This is a genomic window from Paenibacillus sp. SN-8-1, from assembly GCF_050995535.1.
Taxonomy (GTDB): Bacteria; Bacillota; Bacilli; order Paenibacillales; family Paenibacillaceae; genus Fontibacillus.
Genome location: NZ_CP194782.1, coordinates 2,259,821 through 2,285,793, shown reverse-complemented (window position 1 = coordinate 2,285,793; position 25,973 = coordinate 2,259,821). Strand labels below are relative to the sequence as shown.

Annotated in this window: 26 protein-coding genes and 2 pseudogenes; 25 read left to right on the top strand and 3 right to left on the bottom strand. The window is 44.7% G+C overall.

The genetic code is table 11. The features are described 5' to 3' along the window. The first annotated feature begins 33 nt into the window (after positions 1–33). The 21 genes and pseudogenes from ACRRNK_RS10845 to ACRRNK_RS10745 all read left to right on the top strand — a co-directional run bounded on the left by ACRRNK_RS10845 (position 34) and on the right by ACRRNK_RS10745 (position 19,566). The gene (locus ACRRNK_RS10845) at positions 34–1,287 is read left to right on the top strand and encodes an ATP-grasp domain-containing protein (protein ID WP_433946734.1); all 1,254 of its coding nucleotides are present in this window, start codon (positions 34–36) and stop codon (positions 1,285–1,287) included. A gap of 54 nt (positions 1,288–1,341) precedes the next feature. Continuing rightward, complete coding sequence (locus tag ACRRNK_RS10840) at positions 1,342–1,905, top strand: flavodoxin family protein (protein WP_433946733.1); 564 nt, start codon at positions 1,342–1,344, stop codon at positions 1,903–1,905. Between the two features lie 335 nt (positions 1,906–2,240). Continuing rightward, the gene (locus ACRRNK_RS10835) at positions 2,241–3,125 is read left to right on the top strand and encodes a diaminopimelate epimerase (protein WP_433946732.1); all 885 of its coding nucleotides are present in this window, start codon (positions 2,241–2,243) and stop codon (positions 3,123–3,125) included. Beyond that, positions 3,079–3,918 (top strand): SAM-dependent methyltransferase, encoded by an 840-nt coding sequence (locus ACRRNK_RS10830; RefSeq protein ID WP_433946731.1) that lies wholly within the window; start codon positions 3,079–3,081, stop codon positions 3,916–3,918. The genes ACRRNK_RS10835 and ACRRNK_RS10830 overlap by 47 nt, the downstream gene beginning before the upstream one ends. Further along, positions 3,911–5,206, top strand: coding sequence for an opine metallophore biosynthesis dehydrogenase (locus ACRRNK_RS10825; RefSeq protein ID WP_433946730.1), 1,296 nt, complete (start codon positions 3,911–3,913; stop codon positions 5,204–5,206). The genes ACRRNK_RS10830 and ACRRNK_RS10825 overlap by 8 nt, the downstream gene beginning before the upstream one ends. Before the next feature lie 14 nt (positions 5,207–5,220). Further along, positions 5,221–6,858: a staphylopine-dependent metal ABC transporter substrate-binding lipoprotein gene (cntA, locus tag ACRRNK_RS10820; protein ID WP_433946729.1), complete on the top strand. Its 1,638-nt coding sequence runs from the start codon at positions 5,221–5,223 to the stop codon at positions 6,856–6,858. Continuing rightward, the gene (opp1B, locus tag ACRRNK_RS10815) at positions 6,851–7,783 is read left to right on the top strand and encodes a nickel/cobalt ABC transporter permease (protein WP_433946728.1); all 933 of its coding nucleotides are present in this window, start codon (positions 6,851–6,853) and stop codon (positions 7,781–7,783) included. The genes cntA and opp1B overlap by 8 nt, the downstream gene beginning before the upstream one ends. After that, on the top strand, positions 7,783–8,673 hold the full coding sequence (cntC, locus tag ACRRNK_RS10810) for a staphylopine uptake ABC transporter permease subunit CntC (RefSeq protein ID WP_433946727.1): 891 nt from the start codon (positions 7,783–7,785) through the stop codon (positions 8,671–8,673). The genes opp1B and cntC overlap by 1 nt, the downstream gene beginning before the upstream one ends. Before the next feature lie 7 nt (positions 8,674–8,680). Then, positions 8,681–9,501, top strand: a pseudogene (cntD, locus tag ACRRNK_RS10805) (staphylopine uptake ABC transporter ATP-binding protein CntD). Further along, positions 9,488–10,231, top strand: a complete 744-nt coding sequence (locus ACRRNK_RS10800) for an ABC transporter ATP-binding protein (RefSeq protein ID WP_433946726.1) — start codon at positions 9,488–9,490, stop codon at positions 10,229–10,231. The pseudogene cntD and the gene ACRRNK_RS10800 overlap by 14 nt, the downstream one beginning before the upstream one ends. A gap of 28 nt (positions 10,232–10,259) precedes the next feature. Then, complete coding sequence (gene cntE, locus ACRRNK_RS10795) at positions 10,260–11,483, top strand: staphylopine family metallophore export MFS transporter CntE (RefSeq protein WP_433946725.1); 1,224 nt, start codon at positions 10,260–10,262, stop codon at positions 11,481–11,483. 98 nt (positions 11,484–11,581) lie between these two features. After that, positions 11,582–12,019: a GNAT family N-acetyltransferase gene (locus ACRRNK_RS10790; protein WP_433946724.1), complete on the top strand. Its 438-nt coding sequence runs from the start codon at positions 11,582–11,584 to the stop codon at positions 12,017–12,019. Positions 12,020–12,116: 97 nt separating this feature from the next. Further along, positions 12,117–12,692, top strand: a complete 576-nt coding sequence (locus ACRRNK_RS10785; protein WP_433946723.1) for a dihydrofolate reductase family protein — start codon at positions 12,117–12,119, stop codon at positions 12,690–12,692. A 39-nt stretch (positions 12,693–12,731) separates the two neighbouring features. Continuing rightward, positions 12,732–13,040, top strand: a complete 309-nt coding sequence (locus tag ACRRNK_RS10780; RefSeq protein ID WP_433946722.1) for a hypothetical protein — start codon at positions 12,732–12,734, stop codon at positions 13,038–13,040. Positions 13,041–13,295: 255 nt separating this feature from the next. After that, complete coding sequence (locus tag ACRRNK_RS10775; protein WP_433946721.1) at positions 13,296–13,901, top strand: TetR/AcrR family transcriptional regulator; 606 nt, start codon at positions 13,296–13,298, stop codon at positions 13,899–13,901. Positions 13,902–13,953: 52 nt separating this feature from the next. Beyond that, positions 13,954–15,684, top strand: coding sequence for an MFS transporter (locus ACRRNK_RS10770; RefSeq protein WP_433946864.1), 1,731 nt, complete (start codon positions 13,954–13,956; stop codon positions 15,682–15,684). Positions 15,685–15,704: 20 nt separating this feature from the next. After that, positions 15,705–16,727 carry an MBL fold metallo-hydrolase gene (locus ACRRNK_RS10765; protein WP_433946720.1) on the top strand — a complete coding sequence of 341 codons (1,023 nt, stop codon included), beginning with the start codon at positions 15,705–15,707 and terminating at the stop codon, positions 16,725–16,727. Positions 16,728–17,100: 373 nt separating this feature from the next. Then, the gene (locus tag ACRRNK_RS10760) at positions 17,101–17,556 is read left to right on the top strand and encodes an HIT family protein (protein ID WP_433946719.1); all 456 of its coding nucleotides are present in this window, start codon (positions 17,101–17,103) and stop codon (positions 17,554–17,556) included. A 166-nt stretch (positions 17,557–17,722) separates the two neighbouring features. Further along, complete coding sequence (locus ACRRNK_RS10755; protein ID WP_433946718.1) at positions 17,723–17,878, top strand: hypothetical protein; 156 nt, start codon at positions 17,723–17,725, stop codon at positions 17,876–17,878. 229 nt (positions 17,879–18,107) lie between these two features. Next, positions 18,108–19,064: a sigma-70 family RNA polymerase sigma factor gene (locus ACRRNK_RS10750; protein ID WP_433946717.1), complete on the top strand. Its 957-nt coding sequence runs from the start codon at positions 18,108–18,110 to the stop codon at positions 19,062–19,064. A gap of 76 nt (positions 19,065–19,140) precedes the next feature. Beyond that, entirely contained in the window at positions 19,141–19,566 is a 426-nt protein-coding gene (locus tag ACRRNK_RS10745; RefSeq protein WP_433946716.1) for an SRPBCC family protein, read from the top strand. A gap of 79 nt (positions 19,567–19,645) precedes the next feature. Here the strand turns inward: ACRRNK_RS10745 and ACRRNK_RS10740 are convergent, their stop codons facing one another. Beyond that, the gene (locus ACRRNK_RS10740; protein ID WP_433946715.1) at positions 19,646–20,062 is read right to left on the bottom strand and encodes a VOC family protein; all 417 of its coding nucleotides are present in this window, start codon (positions 20,060–20,062) and stop codon (positions 19,646–19,648) included. A gap of 126 nt (positions 20,063–20,188) precedes the next feature. Next, positions 20,189–20,317 (bottom strand): annotated as a pseudogene (locus tag ACRRNK_RS10735) (Tn3 family transposase); the annotation flags it as partial. Between the two features lie 335 nt (positions 20,318–20,652). Between ACRRNK_RS10735 and ACRRNK_RS10730 the strand changes: the two are divergent. The 4 genes from ACRRNK_RS10730 (at position 20,653) to ACRRNK_RS10715 (ending at position 24,061) form a co-directional block, all read left to right on the top strand. Continuing rightward, complete coding sequence (locus ACRRNK_RS10730) at positions 20,653–20,925, top strand: hypothetical protein (RefSeq protein ID WP_433946714.1); 273 nt, start codon at positions 20,653–20,655, stop codon at positions 20,923–20,925. Positions 20,926–20,954: 29 nt separating this feature from the next. Then, positions 20,955–21,674 (top strand): response regulator transcription factor, encoded by a 720-nt coding sequence (locus tag ACRRNK_RS10725; RefSeq protein WP_433946713.1) that lies wholly within the window; start codon positions 20,955–20,957, stop codon positions 21,672–21,674. Continuing rightward, a complete protein-coding gene (locus tag ACRRNK_RS10720; protein WP_433946712.1) occupies positions 21,671–22,714 on the top strand; it encodes a sensor histidine kinase in 1,044 nt (347 codons plus the stop codon). The genes ACRRNK_RS10725 and ACRRNK_RS10720 overlap by 4 nt, the downstream gene beginning before the upstream one ends. Positions 22,715–22,898: 184 nt before the next feature. Then, positions 22,899–24,061 (top strand): IS3 family transposase gene (locus ACRRNK_RS10715; RefSeq protein ID WP_433943524.1). Its coding sequence is split into 2 segments (ribosomal slippage): positions 22,899–23,163 and positions 23,163–24,061, totalling 1,164 coding nucleotides; the frame shifts between segments, so codons are not numbered across the junction. Between the two features lie 72 nt (positions 24,062–24,133). Here ACRRNK_RS10715 and ACRRNK_RS10710 read toward each other — a convergent pair. Further along, positions 24,134–25,759, bottom strand: a complete 1,626-nt coding sequence (locus tag ACRRNK_RS10710) for a multicopper oxidase family protein (protein ID WP_433946711.1) — start codon at positions 25,757–25,759, stop codon at positions 24,134–24,136. Positions 25,760–25,973: the final 214 nt, after the last annotated feature.

Genomic DNA, 25,973 nt, shown 5'->3' with positions numbered 1-25,973 from the left:
TTCTCTTTAAAATATTTGAAAGGAGTGAATATCATGTCAACGGTTAAGACGGTTGCGTTTGTCGAGCCGAGCTTTTATGGCGTCAGCTTTGCCAAAGCGGCCTATGAACAGGGACATCAGGTCATTTCGATCGTGTCGTCCAAGGATAATCCGGAAAAATACGGGTATGAAGGCATCTACCATGACCTAATCGTCGCGGATATTAGGGACGAGGATTCGCTCTTCAAGGCGATAGCCGAATCGCCCTATGCGGGCAAGCTGGATGCGCTTATTCCAGCTACGGACTACGCTTCCCACTTGACGGCGAAAGTCGCGCAGCGGCTAGGTCTGCGGAGTGTACCTTATGAGGCGGCACTAAAATCGCGGAACAAAGATCTGGCGAGACAGGCTTATGCCGAACACGGCGTGCCGAGCGCGGAATTTCGCAAAGTAAAAACATTCGAAGAAGCGGCCAAAGCAGCTGACGAGATCGGGTATCCAGTCGTCTTGAAGCCGACCAATTGCGCCAGCAGCCAAAATGTCTATTTCATTAACGATGAGGCCGAACTGCGTAAAGCCATGGACGTTATTGTTGAATTCAAAGTGACGTATATGGATTTCAAAGTGCGAGAGGAGTATTTGATCGAACAATATTTGCAGGGGCCGGAATTCAGTGTGGAGTTGTTCTTGCAAGGTGGCGAACCCTTATTCTCGGCTGTAACCGAAAAGCTGACAACGCCATTGCCCTATTTCGTAGAGACGCTCCATACGCTGCCATCCCCGTCCTATACCGACCAACAGGAAGATATTATCAGAACGGCTGTCGATGCGCTTGGAGCGATCGGGCTTACGAACGGACCTAGTCATGTCGAGGTGAAACTTACTCCGTCCGGTCCACGGATTATTGAAGTGAATGGAAGACCAGGAGGGGACAACATTTCATCAGATCTGCTGGTGCTTGCCTTCGGGGTCGATATTTTTGAAGCGACGGTAAATTATTATCTGGACCGTCCCGTAGAGATTGAGAAGAAGCATGAACGGGCGGCATCCATCGCTTACGTCACCGCGGAACGTGATGGCGTGCTCGAACGGATCGAAGGATTCGAGCTGCTGCCAGAGCATCCGGCTGTCGTACGCGCGCATGTCACCGCGGTACCCGGCGATCAAGTTGCCCAGGCCAAGAGTTCGGATGACCGGCTCGCTTATTTCATCGTCGAAGGCGATACACCGCAAGAAGCCAAGCAAATAGCGCTCTCCTTGCTTGAAGGTTTGAAAGTTGTCTACCGGAATCAAGCGGTGATCGCTTAGCTTAAGGAAGAAGTTTGTAATTTATTATGAATACAGAGGGTGAGAAGCTGACCTATGAGCATAGCCGTTATTTATGGAAGCTCGAGAAGAAATGGCAACTCGGAACAGTTAGCCAAGCGGTTAACGGAAGGATTCGAAGCCGATCATATTTATTTGGCCGATTACCAAATTAAGCCGATCCAGGATTACCGTCATACCGAAAAAGAACCGTATCCTGAAGACGATTACCGGGCGGTCATTGATCGGGTGCTGGCCAAGGATAAGCTGGTGTTCGCAACGCCCATCTATTGGTATGGGGCATCCGGCCTTACAAAAACATTCATTGACCGCTGGTCGCAGTCCCTCCGGGAAGACAGGGACGGATTTCTGGCGAAGTTTCGGGGCAAATCAGCATGGGTGATCGGCATCGGTGATGACGAGCCACATCTTAAGGGCATTCCGCTGGTCCAGCAATTCCAGTACATTTTTGATTTTACGGGCACGAAGTATGAAGGGTATATATTAGGCAGGGCAAATCGGCCGGGCGACATCCTGGAAGATGAAGATGCATTGGCTGCTGTGGAGCAAATACGGAAAAAGTGGCATGCGGAGCAGCTGTTAACGGTTGAGCATCAATAAAGGCAAGCATAAGCAGAAAGGTCACTAGATCACGTGGCCGCTGAGAAAGATATTTCTTGGTCCTAAGTAAAGGTACAGACCTTCAAGAAAATTGAAGAGGGCTGTACTTTTTTGCTTTGTAACAATTATGGCTGTATAAAATATTACATCTAATTTCTTTGATGAGAAAAGAATGGTTTGACAAGATAATCTCGCCCTGATATCCTCTTATCGTAAACATTACGATTAAGGAATAGAGGCAACTCATAATCACAATAGTGTAAAAACTAATAGTGGTTAGTCATTCTATGCCCCAATATCGTAATTATTACGATTAATTCGAAAGGATTGATGTTATGAAACAGGAAATCGATTTTGTGAAAGTTAACCCCACACAGAATATGACCATTCTTGTTATATCAAGTCATCCTATGGAGGACAGCATTCCCATTGCCTCACGATTAATGTCCTACGATAGCGTGCATGCCGAACAAGTAGGTTTTATTCGGAAGCCGACTAAACAAGACGCTGATGCAAGACTGCATATGGCAGCAGGTGAATTTTGCGGTAATGCCTGCATGGCAGCATCTACATATTTGGCTAGCGAAAAGGGAGTTCAACCTGACACAAAACTAGACATTTTATTAGAAAGCTCAGGATCTGATCGTTTAATCGTTTGCCAGGTGAGTAAAGTAAATGATCAATATGCTTGTCAGGTAACAATGCCTCTTCCTAATCAGATAGTACAAAGATCCATTCAGTACGAGGGCGAGGAGTTGAGCATTGCGATCGTTAAGTACGATAACTTTTTTCATATTGTTATTGAGGTCGAATTATTCACTCCGACATGTAGGAAGAAAGCTGAAGGGCTTGCAAAGCTATTAGGTAGTACATTGGGATCTAGCTTGATCGGCGTTTTATTGTTTGAACCAAAATCTAATACGATGGCTCCGCTCATTTATCTTCCCGACATAGATAGCATGGTTTGGGAAAAAGGTTGCGGGTCCGGCACAGCCTCAGTAGGTGCCTATTTATCATGGAAGAAGAAGAGTGCCGTAACTGTTCAAATTGCACAGCCTGGCGGTACGATTCTCGTTCATGCAGAATACAGCGGGCACAAGGTAACCAACCTTTTTGTCGAGGGAACAGTAGGGATCGTAGCAAAAGGAAAAGCTTATATTGAGATGGGAGGGTATGAAGGAAGTGCGAACAGTTACCCAGCTTCAGCAATGCTTGTATGAATTTCATAGAAGGTTCTCCGTTCTTGCGACCCCCTATGAGGGCATTCTGCCAAACAGCTTAGAATTAGAGGAGACCCTCAACGATTATTCCGACTTCATTATCAATGAAAGCAACCATATCGAGTGGGAAAAGTGGGAAAAACAACCAGCCACCTCGGATTATACCGCTCTTCTGGATGATTTAAGAATAAAATCGGCTCTATGCGTGACTCTGATGGAAAAGTATCGTGCGCTAAAACTATTGAGCGGACAGACAGACAACACTGAATACTTTCGTAATATCGAATCCAGCATTAGAGAAGAATTCGGAGGGTTCCATGTTCAATCGGACTCCAAGGTTTTATTAGTAGGTTCTGGCTCGTTTCCGATGACTCCACTATACATAGCGAAGCAAACCGGTGCCGAGGTGATAGGCATAGATATTGATGACGAGGCCATCGACTTGGGTAGAAAAGTTATCAATAAACTTGGGGAAGGATTAAAAATTAAGCTGGAAAACAAATGCATCGAGCAGCTTGAAGACATAAGGGGGGTGTCACATATCATCTTCAGTTCAACAGTTGCCATGAAATATGATTTGCTCAATCAATTACATCCCATGACAAATGAGCAGGTGATAGTAGCAATGAGATATGGCAATCAATTGAAATCAATATTCAATTATCCGAAGCAGGAAACGGATCCCCGGAAGTGGGAGCTTACCGATACGATCATTCATCCCAAGCATGTATTCGATGTCGCCATATACAAGAAAGCATTAACAAGTACTAAGGTTGTTGAGCTGAATGGGTGATTTCAAGCGTGTATTAGTTCTAGGTACGGGACCCGTCAGCATTCAAATGAGCATTTTGTTCAAGAACTATTTAAAAAGCTACGTTGGGATCGCAGGCAGGGAATCGGTTCATTCTGCTGCTCTATTCTCTGCATTGAATGAGAACAATCAATTCATTCAGGCTTTCGTTCAAAATGAACAGCATCGGCTTATGGAGGGCAGGTGTCAGATTGATCAAGTCTTTCATGGTTATGCGGGTATAACGGGAGAATGGGATACGTTAATCATGGGGGTTACTACCGATGCTTACATCGAGATTCTGAGAAAACTCGATGAGCAGATTCTAGAAAAGGTAAGATGCATCGTATTAATCTCTCCTACTCTCGGCTCAAACAGTATGGTGGGACATTACTTAAAAGAAAAGCAATTCGACATTGAGGTGGTCAGCTTCTCCACATATCTGGGTGATACGCGCTGGATGGATGGCACACCGTCCAATCAAGTGATGACAACCGGGGTCAAGAAAAAGTTATATGCTGGGTCCTCGTCGTCCTCATCAGCCAATATGAAGATAATTAGCGAATTATATGCCCAGTTGGGGATTGTACTTAGTGTCATGAATTCGTCAATTGAGGCAGAATCGAGGAACATTTCCCTGTATGTGCACCCGCCTCTGTTCATGAATGAATTTTCGTTAAGCGTTGTTTTTAGAGAAGAAGAGTCGAAGAAATACGTGTATAAGCTTTACCCCGAAGGACCTATCACCATGCAACTCATACGGGATATGCGTTCTTATTGGGAAGAGATTTCACTCATTCTGGAGAAGATGAACGTAAGCTCCGTCAATCTACTCAAATTTATGACAGATGATAATTATCCAGTACAACCTGCGAGCTTATCCCGTCACGATATCGTTCATTTCACCAGCTTTCCTCCTATTCACCAAGAATATTTATTGTATGTCCGATACGCCTCGTTATTAATAGATCCATTCTCTCAACCGGACAAAGAAGGAAGATATTTCGATTTCTCCGCTGTCCCAATCCGGCAGATTTATGTGAATAAGGAAGGGGAATGGGATATTCCACGCATGCCCAAGGAGGATTATTACCGGGTGAAAATGATTCAAGGCATGGCAAGAATGACAGGAACAAGTACTCCAACACTCGACAAATTTATAGCTACCTATGAGAGTAAACTTGTAAGTTGTTTGCTGAACTTTAGGAATCGGCAGTTGTCCGAAGCATTTGGAGTCCAAAGCTTTGAAGAGGCTTGGCTTCGAATCGGCGAAGAAATCATAGACAAGTAAAGGGAGGAACCCCCATGTTAAACAAAAGATTTATTTCATTAGCGCTGTTGCTAGCGATAGCTTTGGCCGGCTGCAGCTCTAACAACAGCAACAGCAATAATAGGTCTGAAAATTCGGATACAAAGAAGGCTGTCAATCAGACTCAGGAGCTGGTGTATGCTACAGCCAAGGATATCAATGATATGAACCCCCATCTTTATCAAGGATCGATGCCGGCTCAAGGAATGGTTTACGAATCCCTGGTTGAGAATACCGCAGAAGGGATTAAACCCTTGTTGGCGGAATCGTGGGAAATTTCGGAGGATGGAAAAACCTACACATTCCATCTCAGAAAAAATGTAACTTTCCATGACGGCGCTCCATTTAATGCGCAAGCCGTAAAGAAAAACATCGATGCCGTACAGAATAACGCAACCAAACATACCTGGATTGAGCTATCTTCTAAGCTCGCAGCAACGAAAGTTATTGATGAGCATACCGTACAGTTGGTATTATCCGAGCCTTACTATCCGACTTTGCTTGAACTGTCCATGACTAGACCCTACGTTTTCCTTTCTCCTAATGATTTTAGATATGGCCAGACAAAAGATGGCGTTAACGGTTATGACGGTACGGGTCCTTACAAATTAACGGAGCACAAGACCGATCAATATGCGATTTTTGAAGCGAACGAGAACTATTGGAGGGGCGCGCCGCGTATAAAGAGAATTACGGCAAAGGTGCTTCCTACAGGAGAAACGACTTATTTAGCCCTGCAGAAAGGCGAAGTCAACTTTGCGTTTACAGACGATCGGGGAACGGACAGTATTGATGTCGAAGCTATGAATACGTTGGCCGATAGCGGAAAATATCAAATTGTCCGAAGCGAGCCGATGAATACGAAAATGATCGTTGCCAATAGCAGCAGATCAGAAAGCCCTATAGCAGATAAAGCCGTTCGTGAGGCCATCTGGTATTCGATCGACAGAGTAACAATTAGCAAGGAACTCTTCAACGGACAGGAGTCTCCTGCGGAAAGCTTGTTCTCTTCTAATGTCCATTACGCGAATGTCAACTTGAAGAAGAGAGAATATAACTTGGAAGAAGCCAAGAAGCTGCTTGATGATGCCGGCTGGATTCTGAACAAAGGAGACGAGATCAGGAAGAGAGACAATCACGAATTAACAATAAGCCTCTACTATGACGTCAACTCCTCCTCTCAGAAAGCAGAAGCAGAAATGCTTCAGAACACGTTAACGAACATAGGGATCCATTTGGAGTTGTTTGGTGAGGAATCCACTTCAGTCGCAAACAGAAGAGCAACGGGGGAGTATGATTTACTGTTAAATCAAACCTGGGGTCTTGCCTACGATCCGAAAAGCACGATTGCCTCCTTTACCTCCCAAGCGGCATACTACCATACAACTAGCGGAATCACGAAAGCCGAAGAGCTTTACAAAAAAATCGACGAAGTTATGATCACCTCCAATGAAGAGACACTCAGGTCTCTATACAAGGACATTCTGACAATCGTACATAATGAAGCCGTCTTCATTCCGATTACGAACGGTAGCGTGACGATTGTCGCTCCGTCAAATTTAAAGGGCATTTCCTTCAAGCATACGCAATTCGAGCTTCCGTTCGAGAAAATGTATTTTGAATTAAATGAGTAGATATATTCTCAGGAGATCTTTACTCGCCATTCCACTATTGCTCGTTGTTTCTTTTCTAACGTTTGTTCTAAACCTTCTATCCCCTATGGATCCGGCAGAGGTTGTGCTTCATGCGCAAGGCGTTCCCCAGATTACGGAGAAATTGCTGGCAGAGACAAGAACGGCTCTACGGATGGATCAGCCTTTTTTTAATCGATATTTGAATTGGATGCTCTCGTGTTTGCAGCTGGATTTCGGCAACTCGTATGTCACGGGCAAGCCGGTGTGGTCCATGCTCGGGCCAGCATTCTTAAATTCGCTTAAGCTCACCGTCATCTCGGCAGTAGCAATTATCGTAGTTTCCATTGGTCTTGGTATTATTTGCGCGCTGACAGAAGGTAGATGGGTAGACAAGTCGATTAGAGGCGCTGCCTTTTTCCTGACTTCCATGCCTTCCTACTTGCTTGCAGCCCTGTTAGTCTGGTACTTCTCCGTCCAACTCGATTGGCTTCCCACAAACGGGATAGACTCCGTTCAAAGTTATATTTTACCCGTTAGCGTCATCACAATAAGCTACGCGGGAATCTATTTTCGGATTGTCAGAAGCTCTCTGCTTAATCATTTGAATGAAGATTATGTTCTATTCGGTAGAGCCTGCGGTTTGCCCGAAAGCCGAATCATGATGCGACTTTTGAGAAATTCTTTACAGGTAGCTGGCTCTGTTTTTTTCATGGCCATTCCAATTATTCTGGGGAGCACGGTAGTAATTGAGAATCTATTTGCTTGGCCCGGTCTCGGCATGCTTAGCGTCAAATCCATTCTAAGCAGAGATTTCCCAATTATCCAAGCGTACGTGCTCGTATTGGCGGCGGCCTTTATTGTAGTCAACACTTTTTCGGACGTAATCAATACGTTGTTAAATCCTAAATTAAGGGAAGATTCCTAATGAACCGAATCCATTATCTTTTTAAAGATAGGCTGGCTTTTCTCTCTTTCCTCTTTATAACAGCTACTTTATTAGTTGGAATATTCGCGCCATGGGTAGCCCCAAACGATCCGCAAGAGGTTCATATGAATCTGAGGTTCGCCTCTGTGTCCTGGAAGTTTCTGCTTGGCAATGATCACTTGGGACGCTGCGTTCTATCTCGATTAATATACGGAATCAGGCCAAGTGTGCTCTGGGTACTGCTTACGCTCGCGATCTCGGCAGGAATTGGAGCAGTGGTAGGCTTTGTAGCAGGGTATTTCAAAGGAAAAATCGATGCCTTTCTCATGAGGATCTGCGATATCATGTTATCTTTTCCGGGATATGTCATGACCTTAGCAATTATCGGTGTTCTCGGTGTAGGGCTTGAGAATATTCTTCTTGCCTTTGTGCTGATCAAGTGGGCTTGGTTTGCACGTATCATTCGCACATCGGTTATACAGCACGCTAATGCAGAATATGTAAAGTTCTCCAAGACTCTCGGTACAAGCAGCTTCAGAATTATGCGGATGCATATCCTACCCGTTTCACTACCAGACATCATAGTAACTTCCAGCAGTTCCTTTAGTTCCATGGTGTTGCAAATATCAGGTTTTTCTTTTCTTGGTTTAGGAGTTCAAGCGCCACATGCGGAATGGGGGATGATGTTGAATGAAGCTAGACAAGTTATGTTCTCAAGACCCGAAGTCATGTTGGCACCCGGGATAACAATCATTATTTTCGTATCCGCCGTCAATTTCTTTACCGATGCCCTTCAAATTGCATTGGATCCCAAACTAACTTCTATTGGGAGAAAGCACAGAAAAGGACTAAAGCAGAGAACAATTCTGCATAGGGGAGAGGTGGCGTGAGTCGAACATGAGCATTCTACAGATATCGAATTTACGGATTTGGGATGGCAGCACGGGAAAGGTAATCATTACTGCTAGTTCATTCGAGCTTAAGTCGGGAAGCTGCTTGGCTATCGTTGGCGAAAGCGGCAGCGGCAAGTCCCTAACATGCAGAGCGATTTTGAGACTAAACAAAAGAAACATCCGCCAATCCGGCGAGATTTTATTTCAAGCGAACGTATAGATCGGTTAGCAGAAAATGAAATGAGGCGAAGAAGAGGAAAGCAGCTTTACATGATTCCTCAGAACGGAATGCGAGCCTTCGATCCAACAAGTGTAATTGGCGTTCATATCAGGGATACGCTGGTTCACCATTTTGGCTGGAATCGAAGCGAAATCGTTGAGAAAATGAAGTTGGCCATGCAAAGCGTAAGACTCAAGGACCCGGTTGAAATCATGAACAAGTATCCCCATCAGATGTCAGGAGGAATGCTTCAGCGTGTCATGATTAGTTTGGCTATCGTATTAGAACCGGACATTATCATCGCGGATGAACCAACATCTGCATTGGATACCGTCTCCAAATACGAGGTGATCGAACAGTTCTGTCGATTAAGGGAGCAGATGGGATGCTCCATGATCTTTGTTTCCCATGATTTAGGTGTTGTCAGGAAGATAGCTGATGAGGTTCTTGTGATGAAAGAAGGCAACATTGTTGAACATGGAGAAGCCTCAGTCTTGTTCACTAAAGCCCAGCATGAATATACCCGGCATTTAGTAGGTTCCCATGCAGTGATTCATGAACATTTTAATAGAGTAATAGGAGGGCCTGCCTATGTTAGTCGTTAATCAGGTCAATAAGTCCTACAGAAAAGGCGGTATGTTCTCTCGTGAGAGGCAACAAGTTCTACATAACATTAGCTTCCAATACAACCAAGGCGAATGCTTGGGTATCATAGGGGAAAGCGGTTGTGGCAAGTCCACGCTAGGCAGACTGCTGCTTGGAATTGAGAAGCCCGACAGGGGGTCTATCTTGTTGTACGGTGAGGAGCTAGTAAAGAAAGGCGCTGGAAAAGTAGCGATTAGCGCTGTTTTTCAGGATTATACCTCATCGATAAATCCATTTTTTACAGTTGAACAGGCCATAATGGAAGCTTTAAATATGAACCCGGGCAAGCGAAAGTTAAACGCAACCAAGGTTGATTATTTTTTGCAGCATGTAGGTTTGGAGTTGTCTTGCCGAAGTAAATATCCGCATGAGTTATCTGGAGGCCAAGTTCAGAGAGTGTGCATAGCAAGAGCAATCGCGACGGAGTCTCCATGTATTCTTCTGGATGAAGCAATTAGTTCCCTGGATGGATCGGTGCAGATGCAAATCCTGGAGCTACTCAAAAAATTAAAGGATAGGGACAAGCTCGGTTATATATTTATAACCCATGATATCCAGGCAGCGGCTTATCTATGTAGTAGAGTCATGATTATGAGAAGCGGTGAAGTCGAAGAAATAGTAAATATAGAAAACTTAAAGGACGTGCAATCCCCGTATGCCAGGAAGATGTTGCGGATGATTATGGCTTAACACGGTATTACAGGAAGGAGGAGAAGGGTTGAAGGGTGCTTTAGCTTGGCCATTTCTGCGATTATATCTATTAACCCTTTTATATTTCAGCGCAAATTCTATACTAAACGTCTATATCCCCTTAAAGGGAGATTCTTTAGGAGCCAGCAATACCGAAATCGGAATCATAATGGGAGCTTACTTATTTACAACGATGTTTTTTCGGCCATGGGCAGGGTTCATTATTCAACGAACAGGTCCTGTTATGGTGCTGCGTGCAATTATCGCTATTAACGGATTGGCACTTCTTTTATATACTTTTACCGGCATGGAAGGCTATTTCTTCGCACGAGTGCTGCAAGGGGGATGTACGGCTTTCTTCTCAATGGCTTTACAATTGGGCATTATCGATGCTTTGCCGGACAAGGAACGCTCGCAAGGAATATCTCTGTATTCTTTATTTGCTACCATTCCCAATATTATTGGACCCCTAATAGCAATAGGAATTTGGAAGTCTGGAGAGATGAATATTTTTGCAAGTACGATGATAACCATCGTTATATTTACGACAATTGCTGGCTATAGCATTCGAATAGACCACTCTAAAGCTTTGGCTCCCGGACCAGATTTGCAGAGGCAATCGTTCTTACAATCCTTTAGTAAGTTGTATAAGAATCCTGATTTATTCAGATGCAGTCTCCTTATGTTAATCGCATCCCTGGTATTTGGAGCTATGTCCACCTTTATTCCTCTATATGCCGCGGAAATTCCTGACAGCAACGCAGCGATTTACCTCTCAATCCAGGCATGCACACTTGTGGCTGCAAGATTCTTTCTACGAAAAAAAATCCCTTCAAATGGAAAGTGGCCTTCTGCATATGTCATGATGCTCATGCTATTTATAACTATTTCATCACTTAGTATCAGCTTAAGCGGTTATGTCTGGGGAGGGCTCGTCTTGTTTTATTTTAGTTCATGTTTGTTGGGAATCGCTCAAGCTCTGCTCTATCCCACGTTAACGACCTATCTATCCTTCGTACTTCCGCAACAGGGTCGTAATGTGCTTCTGGGTTTATTCATTGCAACGGCAGATTTAGGAGTTTCTATGGGAGGAGCTATTATGGGTCCGCTAGCGGATCTAACCTCTTATTCCGTTATGTATTTAATTTGTGCCATTCTCGCCGTAGTTACAACAGCACTTGCCTATGACCGCCGGGAAATTGGGCAGCCCAGAAATTCAAAAAGTGAAGATTCTTCAGCGGATCGACTATAGATACAGTAAGAACCTTAACTACTCTTGGTTAATATGGAATAATGTAATGGAACAAGTTGAGGAAAATACTACTATTCATGCGAAACGAGTTGAATGATATGAAATTTAGAAACTTTTCAGAGGCTGATTTTCGATTATGTGTAGACTTGTTTATTAGTGTGTTCAACCAAGAGCCATGGAATGATGAATGGTCTAGAGAATATGCCGAGCAATATTTAAATGACTATATTAAAGCTTCTGGCTTTAGGGGGTATATTGCAGAAGATGAAGCTGGTATCAAGGGCTTTATTGTGGGAGTTCGCAAGAGATGGTGGAGCGGAGATGAATTCTTTATAAATGAGATGTGTGTGGAAACAAATTGCCAAAGAAGTGGAATTGGGTCACAGCTGATAAATTATGTGCAAGAGAATATGAAATCAGAAGGCATTGCTCGCATAACTTTGCTAACAAATAGAGGAATAGCAGCAGAACATTTTTATAAGAAGAATGGCTTTATTGAAATAGAAAGACTGATATTTATGAATAAGGAATTATGAGGAATAAGCGTATTAATAACTCACAACATCCCAAAGCTAAAAATGCCCTATAATGTAGTTAATGTACATATCCCTTATGAACAAAGGAGAGCTGAAAATGAGAAAACTCGTTCTATTTTTGCACTCATCGCTTGACGGTTTTGTAGAAGGGCCGAACGGTGAAATGGACATTGGCTGGGTTTCCTACGATGCTGATTTGGAGAAACACGCCAGAGAAATTCTAAGTACTGCCGACACTGTCATTTGGGGACGTGGGACTTATCAGATGATGCACAGTTACTGGCCATCTGTGTCTTCGGACCCATCAGCTTCGCAGCATGAACGGAATCATGCCGAGTGGATCGAAAAGACAGCCAAAATCATTTTTTCCACAACGCTGGATAGAGTCGAATGGAACAATTCCAGACTGGTGAAAGAAGATGTCGAGGAAGAGATTAAGAACCTCAAACAGCAGCCAGGCAAGGATATGGTCATCCTCGGCAGTCCTAGGTTCGCACAATACCTTATGCAGCTTGATTTAATAGATGAGTATAAAATCACGGTTTCTCCCGTCCTGATCGGCAACGGGTTGCCGTTATTCCAGGGTCTCAAGGAGAAGATCAATCTTAAACTTATCGAAAACAAGAGCTTTGATTCTGGAGCCATAGGTCTCGTTTACCAGACGATTAGATGACCTTGTCTCAATCCATCAATTTATTTCTGGAGGATATTTATGAACCAACGCTTTCGAATTACGAGATCCATGCAGCCAGATGCTGCTGATCAAGAGATTTCATTGGAAGAATGTCAAGTTTACTTCTCATCCAAGGCTGATTTTACTTATCAGACGGTGCTGACCGTGAAAGGGGAGGAGAGCACCATGTCTATAGATGGCGATTTCTTCATGTGGAAACATGGAGAGGCTCTCATTCCATTCAGACACTATATGGGGGATTTGTATGTAGCCATTTCTCATCAAGAAATCGTGCCCCTCATGATCGAAATTGCATCTGATCTTCGGGCAGATATTGTAGAAGGGTAAAGGGCTATTTCGGTAAGTGCCATATGACAGAACTACAAACTTAAAGCCGCACCTGTGCGGCTTTTTGTGTTTTAAAGAAGTAGATACTGGTATGGATTATTATTGGAGAAGCCTGATTTATCGTGCTTTTTCTATATACTCCCGTGGAAACAAGAGCTGCTTTGCTTAAACAGGAAATATTTCTCAATAACTCATTGACCGACGGTCGGTCACTAAGATATGATTGATAAAAATTGGAAAGAGATGTGATCATCGATGGTAAGGACACGCGACGAAGGCTTTAATGAAATCTTACAAACGGCCGAACTTCTGTTTTTGGAAAAAGGCTTCGAGAAAACAACGATTCAGGAAATTGTGCAGCGAATGGGCGTTGCAAAAGGAACGTTTTATCATTATTTCAAATCGAAAGATGAGCTAGTGGATCACCTGCTTGAGCGTTACTCTGATTCCCTTATTCACGGTATGGAAATAACTGCGCGTAACAGTCAACTCGATGCGATTCATAAATTTGAGCAGATGGCTAAATCCTTTATTTATTTTGAAGGTTGGAATAGCGATCTCATGAGTTACATCCATCAAAATGAAAGTTTGGTACTGAATCATTTGTTTGAAATTCGATGTAATAACGAAATTAAGCCGCTTGTAGAAACTGTTATCGAAGAAGGTATTGAGTCTGGTTTGTTCAATGTGGAATTTCCAAAGCAAACTGCTTTTATGATCGTAGCGGTATTTGACTGTATTTTTGAAGACGACAATTTACGATCGGGGATTATTGAACCAGAAGCGCTTGCTGCGATGGAAGACTTTTCGAATCGATTACTAGGTGCGAAACATAAATTTAACTTTTCTAAAGATGAGTAACAGTGATTACAGACGACTGAGATAGCAGGACAACACCGTTGCAAAAAAAACAATATTACAAAGAGGGAGATGGCGGCGAGTGAACAATTTAAGTAGGGGCAGAACCATTCTGACGTTTATTGGTATTATTTTGGGATATTTTATCGCACTGTTGGATACAACGATTGTGAATATTGCATTACCGAAAACGGCTGAGTATTTTAATCGAGATGTGAGTGATATTAGTTGGATCATGAATGGATACAATATCGCATTTGCGGTATTGATGTTAACAGCATCGCGCATAGCGGATCAATTTGGTCGCAAAAGGCTTTTTCTCATCGGACTCATTTTGTTTGCGTTAACTTCTTTTTTATGCGGAATCGCACCATCACTGGATCTACTCATTTTGTTTCGTGTGCTGCAAGGCTTAAGTGCGGCTATTATTGTACCCGTCACCATTCCGCTAGCCATCGGGCTTTTTCCGAAAAAACGACATGGCGCTGTCTTAGGAATCTGGGGTGCCATAGCAGGCGTGGCTAGCGCAAGTGGGCCAGCACTAGGAGGAATTTTGACCGAGTATTTCAATTGGCAGTCTGTATATTTCGTAAATCTACCGATTGCTATCCTATCGTTTATTGTTTCTTATATCTTATTAAAAGAGTCTTACGACAAAACCGCTAGCAAAAGCCTGGATATATCAGGAATGTTAACGATCTCAGCCGCCATTTTTTGCTTCACATTAGGATTAATCGAGACATCGGATTATGGCTGGAGTTCCTTCTACGTCTTATCATTATTCGCAGGATCATTATTGTCACTTGCATTGTTTATCGTTATCGAAAGAAGATCCCAAGATCCGATGCTCCCCTTATCATTAATGCGCATTTCAACCTTTAACGCTTCCTCCACTGCGCTATTATTCACTTCAATTGGAACGTCTGCTGGAAGTTTTTTAATCGCCTTTTACTTAACGAGTCTACGTAATATGTCTGTGCTTGAAGCGGGAATGACAATCATAGCAAGCTCTTTGACTGCAACGGTATTCTCGATATTCTCCGGACCGGTGTCTGAAAAAATAGGTGGGCGCTACTTGGCAAGTATCGGTTTGGCCGTTATCACACTTTCGGTTTATTTATTTGGCAGCCTGGATGCGGATTCGTCTCGTTTTGACGCGGTGTGGCGACTTTCTCTGTTAGGTGCGGGGCTTGGGATATCGGTTGTGCCGCTGTTTGGTTCAGCTGTGAACAACATTCCTGCCGACAAGCTTGGGATCGTGTCAGGAGTTACCAATGTGGCTCGTACACTCGGGATGGTAATCGGTGTCGCTTTATTAGCTACAATACTGAGCAGTAATATGAAGAACGAACTCACAACTGCTCGTGACAAAGCTATACACACGATTCAAGCTTCCACACTTGATGCGTCTATGAAAGACGGAATAATTACAAGTATTCAATCCATGAACAATGAATCGCTACAAGAAGTTAACGCCCAGCAAAAGATGACATTAGAGAAAGTAATGGAACAGGTCGATCAACGTGAAAAGGAAGCATTTCTTCAAGCACCAAGTCAAAAGCAGGAAGCGATTAAAGTAGTTTTTGAACATAATCGAGAACAGATTAAACAGTTGTGGTCAGTAATCAACGCTGAAATACGATCGGATATGGCAAAAGGATTTAGCTCAACTTTTCATTTAGTTAGTTTCCTACTTATTCCAAGCATTTTAATCGCTTTCTTCTCGGATCAAAGAAGGCGGAAGGTCAATGGTGAAACCAAGAGAACAGCAGTTACTTCACATTAAGCGCGAGGGAGAATAGACAAATGAACGATTGGAATCGGTCGAGGCGAGCCAAGAACGGTAAATTCCAGAATGAAATCCCAGTAATTGCGAAATTTAAGGTAGGAGACATTGTATCCATGCTACTTGAATTCCTATCCGCCAAAACTCAGAGAAGGCCGAAGCAGCCGCTTCCAATCGTCCCCCTTCAGCGGGGTATGCTATGCGACGGAATAGACAAGATCGTATGGTTCGGACATTCGGCGTCTTTGCTTCAGATTGATGGCAAAACGATTCTGCTTGATCCGATGTTTGGCAAGAACCCGTCGCCGCTTCCTTTCTCCCGCAATCGCAGATTCAGCGTCAACCTGCCAATTCCAATTGAGGAACTTCCTCCGATCGACATCGTTGTTCTATCTCACGATCATCACGATCATCTGGATTCGTTCTCTATACGCAAGCTTATTCCGTTAACTAGCACTTTCCTAGTTCCGCTCGGAGTCAGCAAGCGAATCCAGAAGGATGGAGCGTCACCCGATACCGTCATCGAGCTGGACTGGGGAGAAGAACGGATCGTTCAGGGCATTCACTTTGCCTGTACGCCCGCGAGACATTTCTCGGGAAGAGGGCTGTTCGATCAGAACTCCACCCTATGGTGCTCGTGGGTAATCAAGACAGAGAAGAGGAGTCTCTTCTTCAGCGGGGACGGGGGATACGGTCCTCACTTTAAGCGTATAGGGCGTCAGCACGGACCGTTCGAACTGACCCTTATGGAATGCGGACAATATATGGAATGCGGGAAATATGACAAGCGATGGAGCGGCGCGCATATGCTTCCGGAGGAGACGGTACATGCGCATCGTGACGTGAAGGGAGGAGTTCTGCTGCCCGTACACTGGGGAGGTTTCGCTTTGGCGCTGCATGATTGGAACGAACCTGCAAGACGGTTATCGGCCGCAGCCGAAGAGCAGAGCATCCCATACCATATACCTAGAATCGGCGAAGCGGTCTATCTGGATCAGATTCCGCCAACTCCACAGCAGGATTTATGGTGGCAGGATCTGTGAAGAAGAGCAGACTAAGGGTTCATTTATACTGTTTCGAACAAATCAAAAGCTATAGAACCAAGAGCTTCATAATCATTTTCTTCAGCACTGTACCACAAAGGGTATAATGTCTTGTAAAAAGTCTCGTAAACCCGTAGTTTATTGCAATTCAGAATAAGAATTGGCTTAAAAGGTAGTTTGAAATCATATAATCAAAACGCAAAGATCGGGGGCATTAAGGAGTACCTGTTACTCAGAGAACTGTCTTTAGGTGTGAGACAGTATACAGGTCCTCCTCCCAATAACGATTCAAGAAGAGTGGTACTGCGCATGGTAAAACCTACGCCACCCTGTTTTTTGGATTTAAATTGAGGATGAGGGAGTGGATATTAAAATGATGTCTTCAAATGATTGTTTTGTATGCCGCAAACATAATGGTGAACTTAAAATAAATGGTGGGTGCATTTATGAAGATGAATTTGTGTATGTGGGGCACATTGGGTCTAATGAGCCTTTGATTTATTTGGGTTACCTTATTGTGGATTTAAAGCGGCATGCAGCTGGCTATGGAGATATGAACGATGATGAAGCTCGTGCAATTGGCTTAATTTTAAATAAGTTAGGTAGAGTATTAAAAAACTCAGAAAGTGCTGAACATGTATATAGCTTTGTGCAAGGTGATGCTTTTCCTCATTTTCATATTCACCTTATTCCAAGGTATCCCGACACACCCAAAGAATTTTGGCATCCAACAAATATCAAAAACTATAAAGAAGTACATGGTACAGTTAATCAAGTAGAAGAAGTCTGTTCCCGATTGAGAGGTATTCTTCAGCGTAAAATCGAATAGGTGATCAAATTTAAATATACTCCGAACTAAGCCATGGACGAGACGTGCTACTTGCATGAACAATACATAGGGTGAAGCTTCTCATCACATAATACTAATTGAGGAAACAGTGGTTTTCTCAAACCGGATAATTACCGATTCTCATGACTCGGGGAGGTGTAAGGTGATGAAGAATAAAAATGCAAAACATAGCTCCAAGCAAGTAGGAAAGAAAAATGGCGTTCCAAATCTTAATGCGGAATTTGCGGCAGATACAGGCGCAATTGTAGCTGGTGCAGATGCTAAAGCCTCTAAAGGAGCGTCCCAAAAGACGAACCAATAGGCTGCCTGAAATGATGTTTGCTTTGATGCAACTTATATGTTGTCAGCAGAATCAGTAAAAGACCACTGAAGATAGTGGTCTTTTTTATGTGTGCTGCTTTTTAGATAACCAAGTGCCCACCCAATTATGATAGAAACGTAGATGTTCAAAGTATCGGATTGAGGCTATCCACTTCATTACATATAATGAAGGTACAACCCTTCGGGGAGATCGTTTAAGGGAGGCCGTGATGCACGAGACCGTATTTGACGAAACATTATTTGCAAGCTTGAAGCCGGGCCTAACCTCGTACTGTTACCGAATGCTAGGCTCCATGGACGATGCGGACGATGCCGTTCAGGAGACGAGTATTCGGGTCTGGCAGAGCTGGGGCACGTTTAGACAGGATTCCTCATTCAAAACCTGGGTCTATCGGATTGCCTCCAACCTGTGCTTGGACAAGCTGAGACAATCCAAACGCCGCGTGCTTCCCGTTGACCTGCAGGGCCCGGCCGTGGCTATCGCCACGCCGCAAGACACATTGCCGGACTCTGACTGGATCTGGCCGTCTCCCGACTTTGGTGGTAATCCGGAGGATCGGCTCGTCCGCAGAGATACCCTTCAACTGTGCTTCATCGCTCTTCTGCAGACCTTGCCTCCGCGGCAGCGCGCGGTACTCATTTTGAAGGATGTATTTGAATGGTCCTCCAAGCAGATCGCGGACACGCTTTCGATGTCACCGGCAGCTGTGAACAGCGCCTTGCAAAGAGCCCGAGAGACGATGAACCGGACGCAGCTTCGCTCGGATGAACTCAGCAGCATGGAAGTTCAACCGGAGCAGAAGCTGCTGTCCCGGTATGTGGAGGCCTTCGAGCGATTCGATATTACTGCGCTCGTCGCGTTATTCCACGAGGAAGGCTGTATGTCGATGCCGCCCTTCGAGATGTGGATCCGCGGCAAAGAAGATTTGTCCGCCTTCTATTCGCTTACTCGCTGGCATTGCGAAGGTTCGCGATTTGTGCCCATTACGGTGAATGGCGGTTATCCGGCGTTGGCCCAGTATATGCCGGACAAAGAGGGCTCTGGCCTGGTACCCTGGGGCATCCACGTCATCGAAACCAAAGAAAATCAAATCCTGCATGTACAAAACTTCATTCATACGCCATTATTTTCGCGATTTGGGCTGCCTGAGCGAATTGACCGATGAATTTCGTCATTGGCTTACGTCTATATTATTGAGAATAACCAAATGACGAATATCATGAGAGAGGTGTCGATTAAAAATGGAAACAAATCAACCGACGAAAGTAACCGTGCAAGCCGTTATTCAATCCCCTGTTGAGAAGGTATGGCGTTATTGGACCGAGCCGGATCATATCACGAAGTGGAATCAAGCGTCCGAGGACTGGCATGCGCCGAGAGCCGAGAACGATCTGCGGGTCGGCGGCAAGTTTCAGACACGGATGGAAGCGAAGGATGGCAGCATGGGCTTTGATTTTGGCGGCGTCTACGATGTGGTGAAGCTGCATGAGGCGATCGGCTACACCATGGAAGACGGAAGAAGAGTGGATATTGCTTTCGTCGATCAAGGGAATGAGACGAATTTCATTGAAACGTTCGACGCGGAAAGCTCAAATCCCGTCGAATTCCAGCAAGCAGGCTGGCAAGCAATCATGGACAATTTCAAAGCCTATACCGAACAAAACTAATCATCGCGAAGAAGACGCCGGGGAAGATGCCCGGCGTCTTTCTTTTTCAACCTTAGTGCGAACTTGCTCTCCGCTAACCTTAATCTTGTGTCGCATCCGTGCTCATGTAGTTAATAGCCCACAAATGGCCGTCCAGGTCCACGAAGCCCCAATGATACACTAACCCATGATCTTCAGGTTCAGCGTGCAATTTCCCGCCCAAGGAGATCGCGGTCTTCACAATTTCATCAACCTTTTCCCGGCTCTCGAAGGCCAATGCGATCGTCATCTGAGCATACTTGCTCGTATCGACGGATTCCTTCTCCGTGAGCGTATTAAAGACTGCATGACTGATCAGCATGACCTGCAGGTTGTCGCCGATCACAAAGGCTACCGAATTCTCGTTGTTAGGGAATTGCGGATTGAGCTGAAATCCGAGTCCGGTGAAGAACGCTTTCGATTGCTCTACGGTTTTTACAGGTAGGTTGATGCTCGTAAACGCGGACGTTAATGCCATCTTCAAAACACCTCTTCGTCAATTTAGTTTGTGTTCATTATGCCTTCGTTTATATAGACGTCAGCCATTCCGGGAATTCATCGGTTTCATAGATTCGGAAACATAAATTTTGAAAGGGTACTCGCCGTCGGCATGAAGTGCGGCAACCCCGATCTGAACGCACATTCCGTCCGATGAAGACGTGGTGCCATCACCCCAATAAGCAGGGAAGCATTTATGGTGGTAATTGAAGAGAACAGCCTGCGCTTTGTGGACTTAACGAAGATTTAACATCTCCTATCGTACAATGAAACTATCCGGATCAAAGAAGGAGGCGACAACATGAACCCCATTATTTATTGCGTAGGTGCTGTGATTGTGCTGGTTGCAGGAATTATTTATTTCGTTCGCAAGAAAAGGTCATAAAGGACAGGCTCTAGACTAGTGAATTCAATCAAAGATCTATCGGACATGTTGCCAGAGAGCTTTGGCAATTCTATTCAACCTATAGAACAAGAAGCTCGTTGTGAATTTAAGAAGGCAATTAACATCAATTTAATAAGGGAGTTGTTACAATCGCCTTATAGTACACATGAAGGGAGTTATTTACCATGGAGCGTCAAGTAGCGCAGGAGAAGCGCAAAGGTATTTTCTGGATTGCAGTTTCTTTTCTCATATGTCCGTGCCACTTGCCATTTACCCTAACTTTGGGACTCAGCTTGCTTGGGGGTTCGGCAATGGGCGTAATGCTCCGGGAGCATCTTGTCCTTGCTGGCGTGGTGGTGACGCTTGTCTGGGGGGGAGGAACCTGGTACGGATTCCGCAAGCTTCGTACAGCGACCTGTAGCATCCCTGTTAAGAAGTCATCCACCATGCTAAAATAAAAAAAACTTTCAATTTGCTCGACAAGGGGGTGGGGATAATACGGATTTTGCTGGTAGAGGATGAAGTGGATATGGCGCATGCGCTGGCCAAGGGCCTCCGTCGGGAAGGGTATGCGGTGGATATCGCAGAGGATGGCGCGGCAGGGTGGGAGATGGCGGAAGCGCATCGCTACAATCTTGTGCTGCTGGATCTTAATCTTCCTGTTATGGATGGCGTCGAGGTCTGCAAGAGACTCCGACAATCACAACCCCGTCTTTCTATCATCATGTTAACTGCTCGTCACGGGTCGCATAACATTATCAATGGGCTTGATGTAGGGGCAGACGATTATATCGGAAAGCCCTTTCATTACCATGAGTTGCTTGCCCGAATTCGAGTGCAACTACGGCGGGAAACTCCACTTAAGGTTTCTCGCCTTGCTTATCGGGATTTGTTACTGGACTCGGCTGCTCGAACTGTCATGCAAGCGGGGAGGTACTTGCCGCTGACCCGCAAGGAATTTGCGATCCTGGAATATATGTTATTGAACGCAGAGGCAACGATATCAGCGGAAACTTTACTTGAGCACATCTGGGATGCCCATGCCGACCCGTTTACTACGACCGTACGTGTTCATATAAATTCATTACGCCGGAAGCTTGCCACCGGAAGACTTGCCGATCAAACGGAAGCCTATATAATAACGGTTCAAGGTGAGGGATATCGTCTGCATTCGGGGGCTCATGTTGAGGCGGTGTGCTTCGAATGAAGAGATACCGCCTCTCTTTGCGTACTCGATTAGCGCTCTACACCACCTCCGTTCTTATGATGCTATGTTTGATTTTTGCCGGCTTGCTTGCTATCTTTTCTCACTCCACCCCGATCTTGTCGAACATGCTGTTCAGCTTTGCTTTCACTGTAATTGCGGGGATGGTTAGCTCGTATTGGGTCTCAGGGCTTGCTTTAAGACCTGTTCGTGAAATGAGCGAAGCAGTTGCCGGAATCGATAGCCACACCCTTCATACCCGGTTACGTTTGGAAGAATGGGAAGAAGAACTGTGCGACCTTGGCCTGTCATTCAACTCCATGCTGGATCGGTTAGAGGCTGCATTCCGTCAACAGAGTAGATTCATTAGCGATGCGTCGCACGAGTTGCGCACTCCGTTGGCCATACTGAGAACGCAGCTTGATGTGCTTGTTCTATCTCCGGATGATCCTGCAGATAGGGAAGACTTCCGACTTGCTGCGGATCGCATGTTAAGCCGTCTGGAATCGCTTGTTGAGGACTTGCTTCTTTTGTCCGACGGCAGATATGCCCCGGGAGATGACGAGACTTTCGATTTGCGGCAGTTGCTGCATGATATCATAGTGGAAATTAAACCGATCTCACGAACGCTTGGGGTTTCTGTAAGGCTGGAAGTCCTTTTGCAACAACCTACGGACAACGTGGTCGGCAGTCGACATCTATGGTTCCATGTTTTTCATAATGTGATCGAGAATGCAGTTCGCTACAACCGACAGGGCGGTGACGTCAACATTCTTTTAACTACGGAGGCCGAGAACTTGGTAGTACTTGTGAAGGACACGGGCATAGGCATTCGTGCTGACCAGAGAGATCTCATTTTTGAACGGTTTTATCGAGTAGAATCGTCGCGTAATCGCAACCAAGGCGGCTCGGGGCTTGGACTCTCCATCGCGAGGCATCTGGCCGAGATGATGGGTGGGCAACTGGAGTTAGAACACTCAGGCGAAAACGGGAGCAGATTCAGAATAACACTAAAATCATTTGCTAGGCCAGAACGAATATGACAATGGAGAAATCAGCACGGTTACGAGGAGTTACTGATCAACGTTTTTCCCGGTTTGTTGGCGCTACCCCATAAAGGAGAAAGAAAAACACCAGCCTGATTGGTATTATCCCCTTCTAGTAGACAAGAGAAAAAAGACATCTGGTAAGATGGATTTAATTCTTGTTGAGCGGAGGGGATTTTTCATGGCCAAAAAGGGGCAAACCTTTCGGAAGTACTCCTTGGAATTAAAGATGGAGGCAGTCCGGTTGGTGAACGAGGAGCAGAGGAGTATTCGTGAAGTGGCGAAACAGTTGGGCGTTCGTAATAAGTCTCAGGTACAAACCTGGGCAACAAAATATCGAACAGGTGAGATTTTAGAGCCAACTAGCCCAAGACGAGGACGACCGAAAACGAAGTTTTCCAGTATGGAAGAAGAAATGGCGTATCTACGAGCGGAGATTGAATATTTAAAAAAGCAGTATCCAAATCTGCACAAGGAGTGACGAAGAAAGCAACCAGGTTCGGAATCATCGAGGAAATGCGAGAGAGGTATTCACTGAAATGGCTATTAGAGTTAGCCCATGTTTCACGAGCAGGCTATTACAAATGGAGAAGGGCTCAGCAGACAGCCAGGCAGCGTAAAGAAAGGGACAAGCTACTGGAAGCTCATATGTTGTCGCTCCACCGCCTTCATCCCTACTTTGGTTATCTGCGTATGACGGTTGCTTTACGGAAAGAAGGCCTCGTAGTTAACCACAAAAGGGTCTACCGGATTATGAAGAAATTGGGGATTCAGTCGGTCATTCGAAAGAAGCGTCGTTTTTTCGGTAAACAGGCTTCTGTCGTGAATCCCAATCGGCTGGATCGTCAATTTCAGGCGGATACTCCTTTATCTAAACTCGCTACCGACATTACCTACATACGGGTTGGGGAACGGTTTGTCTACCTTTCGGCAATCCAGGATCTGTATAACAACGAGATCGTAGCATGGCACCTTTCGGAACGAAACGATCTGGCTCTGGTTAACGAAACGCTAGACGCGTTAAGTAAAGATGTAAATTTGGAGGGAGCTATTCTCCATTCAGACCAGGGATTTCAATACACCTCCAAACCATTTAACCGTAAACTTACTGGACTTGGGATCCTCGGAAGCCATTCCAGACGCGGAAACTGTCTGGACAACGCATGCATAGAATCCTTCTTTTCTCATCTGAAGACGGAAAAGATATATTTAAGCAAGCCCCAAACCTTAGCTGAGGTAGAAAAACAGGTGCGCGAGTATATTTCATTTTATAACCAAAGTAGATTCCAGAAAAAACTAAACAACCGTTCCCCGGTTGAATACCGAGAAACGGTTGCTGCTTAAACATGTCTTTTTAGACCTGTCTACTTGACAGGGGTATGACCAGATGTCAACATCAGCTGGTGTTTTAAACTTTTACTCTGGAATATTTTTAACATTCGGATCAGGGGTATAACTGCTTTGATAGTCCGAGTACATCACATCCGTGACCATCCCGGCAGCAGCGTGGTGTAAATCATGGCAATGGAACATCCAATCTCCCGGGCTGTCGGCTTCAAATGCGACTTCATAAGTTTCCCCTGGCTTCACATTGAGCGTATCTTTCATGATCGGTGATCCTTGATACGGTTGACCATTTTTACTTAATACCTGGAAGAAGTGTCCGTGCAGGTGCATTGGATGATCATCCGAATTGGACTTGTTAACAAAGGTCACTTTGACCTTGTCCCCTTTTTTGACGTTAATTTTATCGGTATCCGGGAATACCTTTCCGTTGATCGTATAGACCATTTCGCCGTTCTTCATTTCTGTATTTAAATTCAATGTGACTTCTTGATCAAATTTCTGAGACAAAGAGAACTTGGCTTTAGACATTTTACCGTATTGTTTGAGGTCGAACAGAGGTAGGGTGGTGTCAGAAGCATTGGATTTATCAGTCTTTGCGTCCGAGCCTTCGTACTGAATGACAGCTTTCATATTCTGAATTTTAGATGATGCTTTTCCGTGCTCTTCCAAAAGCCAGGAGCCTGGATTATCGGTGGTAAACTCAATATCATAACGCTCTCCGGGGGCAATGGAAAGCAGCTGGTTCTGGATGACAGCAGAATCATTCACCGGCTGCCCATCGGTCGCGATGACTTTGAAATCATGGCCATGCAGATGCATTTGATGTGTGATAAATCCTGCGTTAATGAGGCGGATTCTAACCTTGTCGCCTTTTTTTACAAGTAACGGATCTATCGAATTACCCGATTTCCCATTGATCGTATAGATATCATACATGCTCATATCATGCCCACTCATGTTCATACTGCTGTGATCCATATTCATATCGGAATCGGACATATCCATTTCGCCATGATCCATGTTTCCCATATCCATGTCGCTTGAATCATGTGTCATGTCCATATGGGTGCTTGCGGACTCCTCGGTTTTCCCACCCATGTTCATGTCCCCAGAGCTCATCCACTCATCTAACATCAGCGTATAATCCTTATCGAAGTCATCCTTCGGATCTTCAACAATCAATGAACCATACAAGCCTTTATCCACCTGGTTCACACTGTCTTGGTGAGAGTGGTACCAGTACGTACCCGGAGTTGTAGCTTTAAATTCATAGGTAAATGTTTTTCCAGGCTCTACAGCGTCCTGGGTCATACCAGGAATGCCATCCATGTTATTCGGAACTGGATAGCCATGCCAGTGAATGGAGACAGGTTGCTTCATCTCATTTTTGAGGTTAATTTTTACTGTGTCCCCGACCTTCACACGAATTTGCGGCCCCGGTACAGAGTTGTTAAAGGTCCATACAGACAGCGTTTTTCCTTTAGAAACCAGCAGATTGCTTTCTTGAGCTGTAATAGTAAATTCTTTACCATCGACCACACTCATGGCGGATGTCAGTTTAACGGAATTAGAATCCGATGTTGTGTTCATTTTCGAATGATCCATACCCCCCATATTGTTGACCCTGTAACACCCTGTGGCAATAATCGCAATTGAGCTTGCTGCAACCAAGGTTTTTAATATTGCTGTCTTCATTTCAGAATCCCCCTTGTCATTCATATCATCTTGGCCTTATCCATCATAAAACAAAGGTATATAGAATTTATGAAGATACCTATATGATTTCAAGGCTTTCAGTTAACCGGATCTATTCGCCGTAATTTACGCTGATTCCTAAAAGATCCCCTACGTATAATATAAATCATAAGTTGAAAATTATACTATAGGGGGGTATACTAATACGAAACAT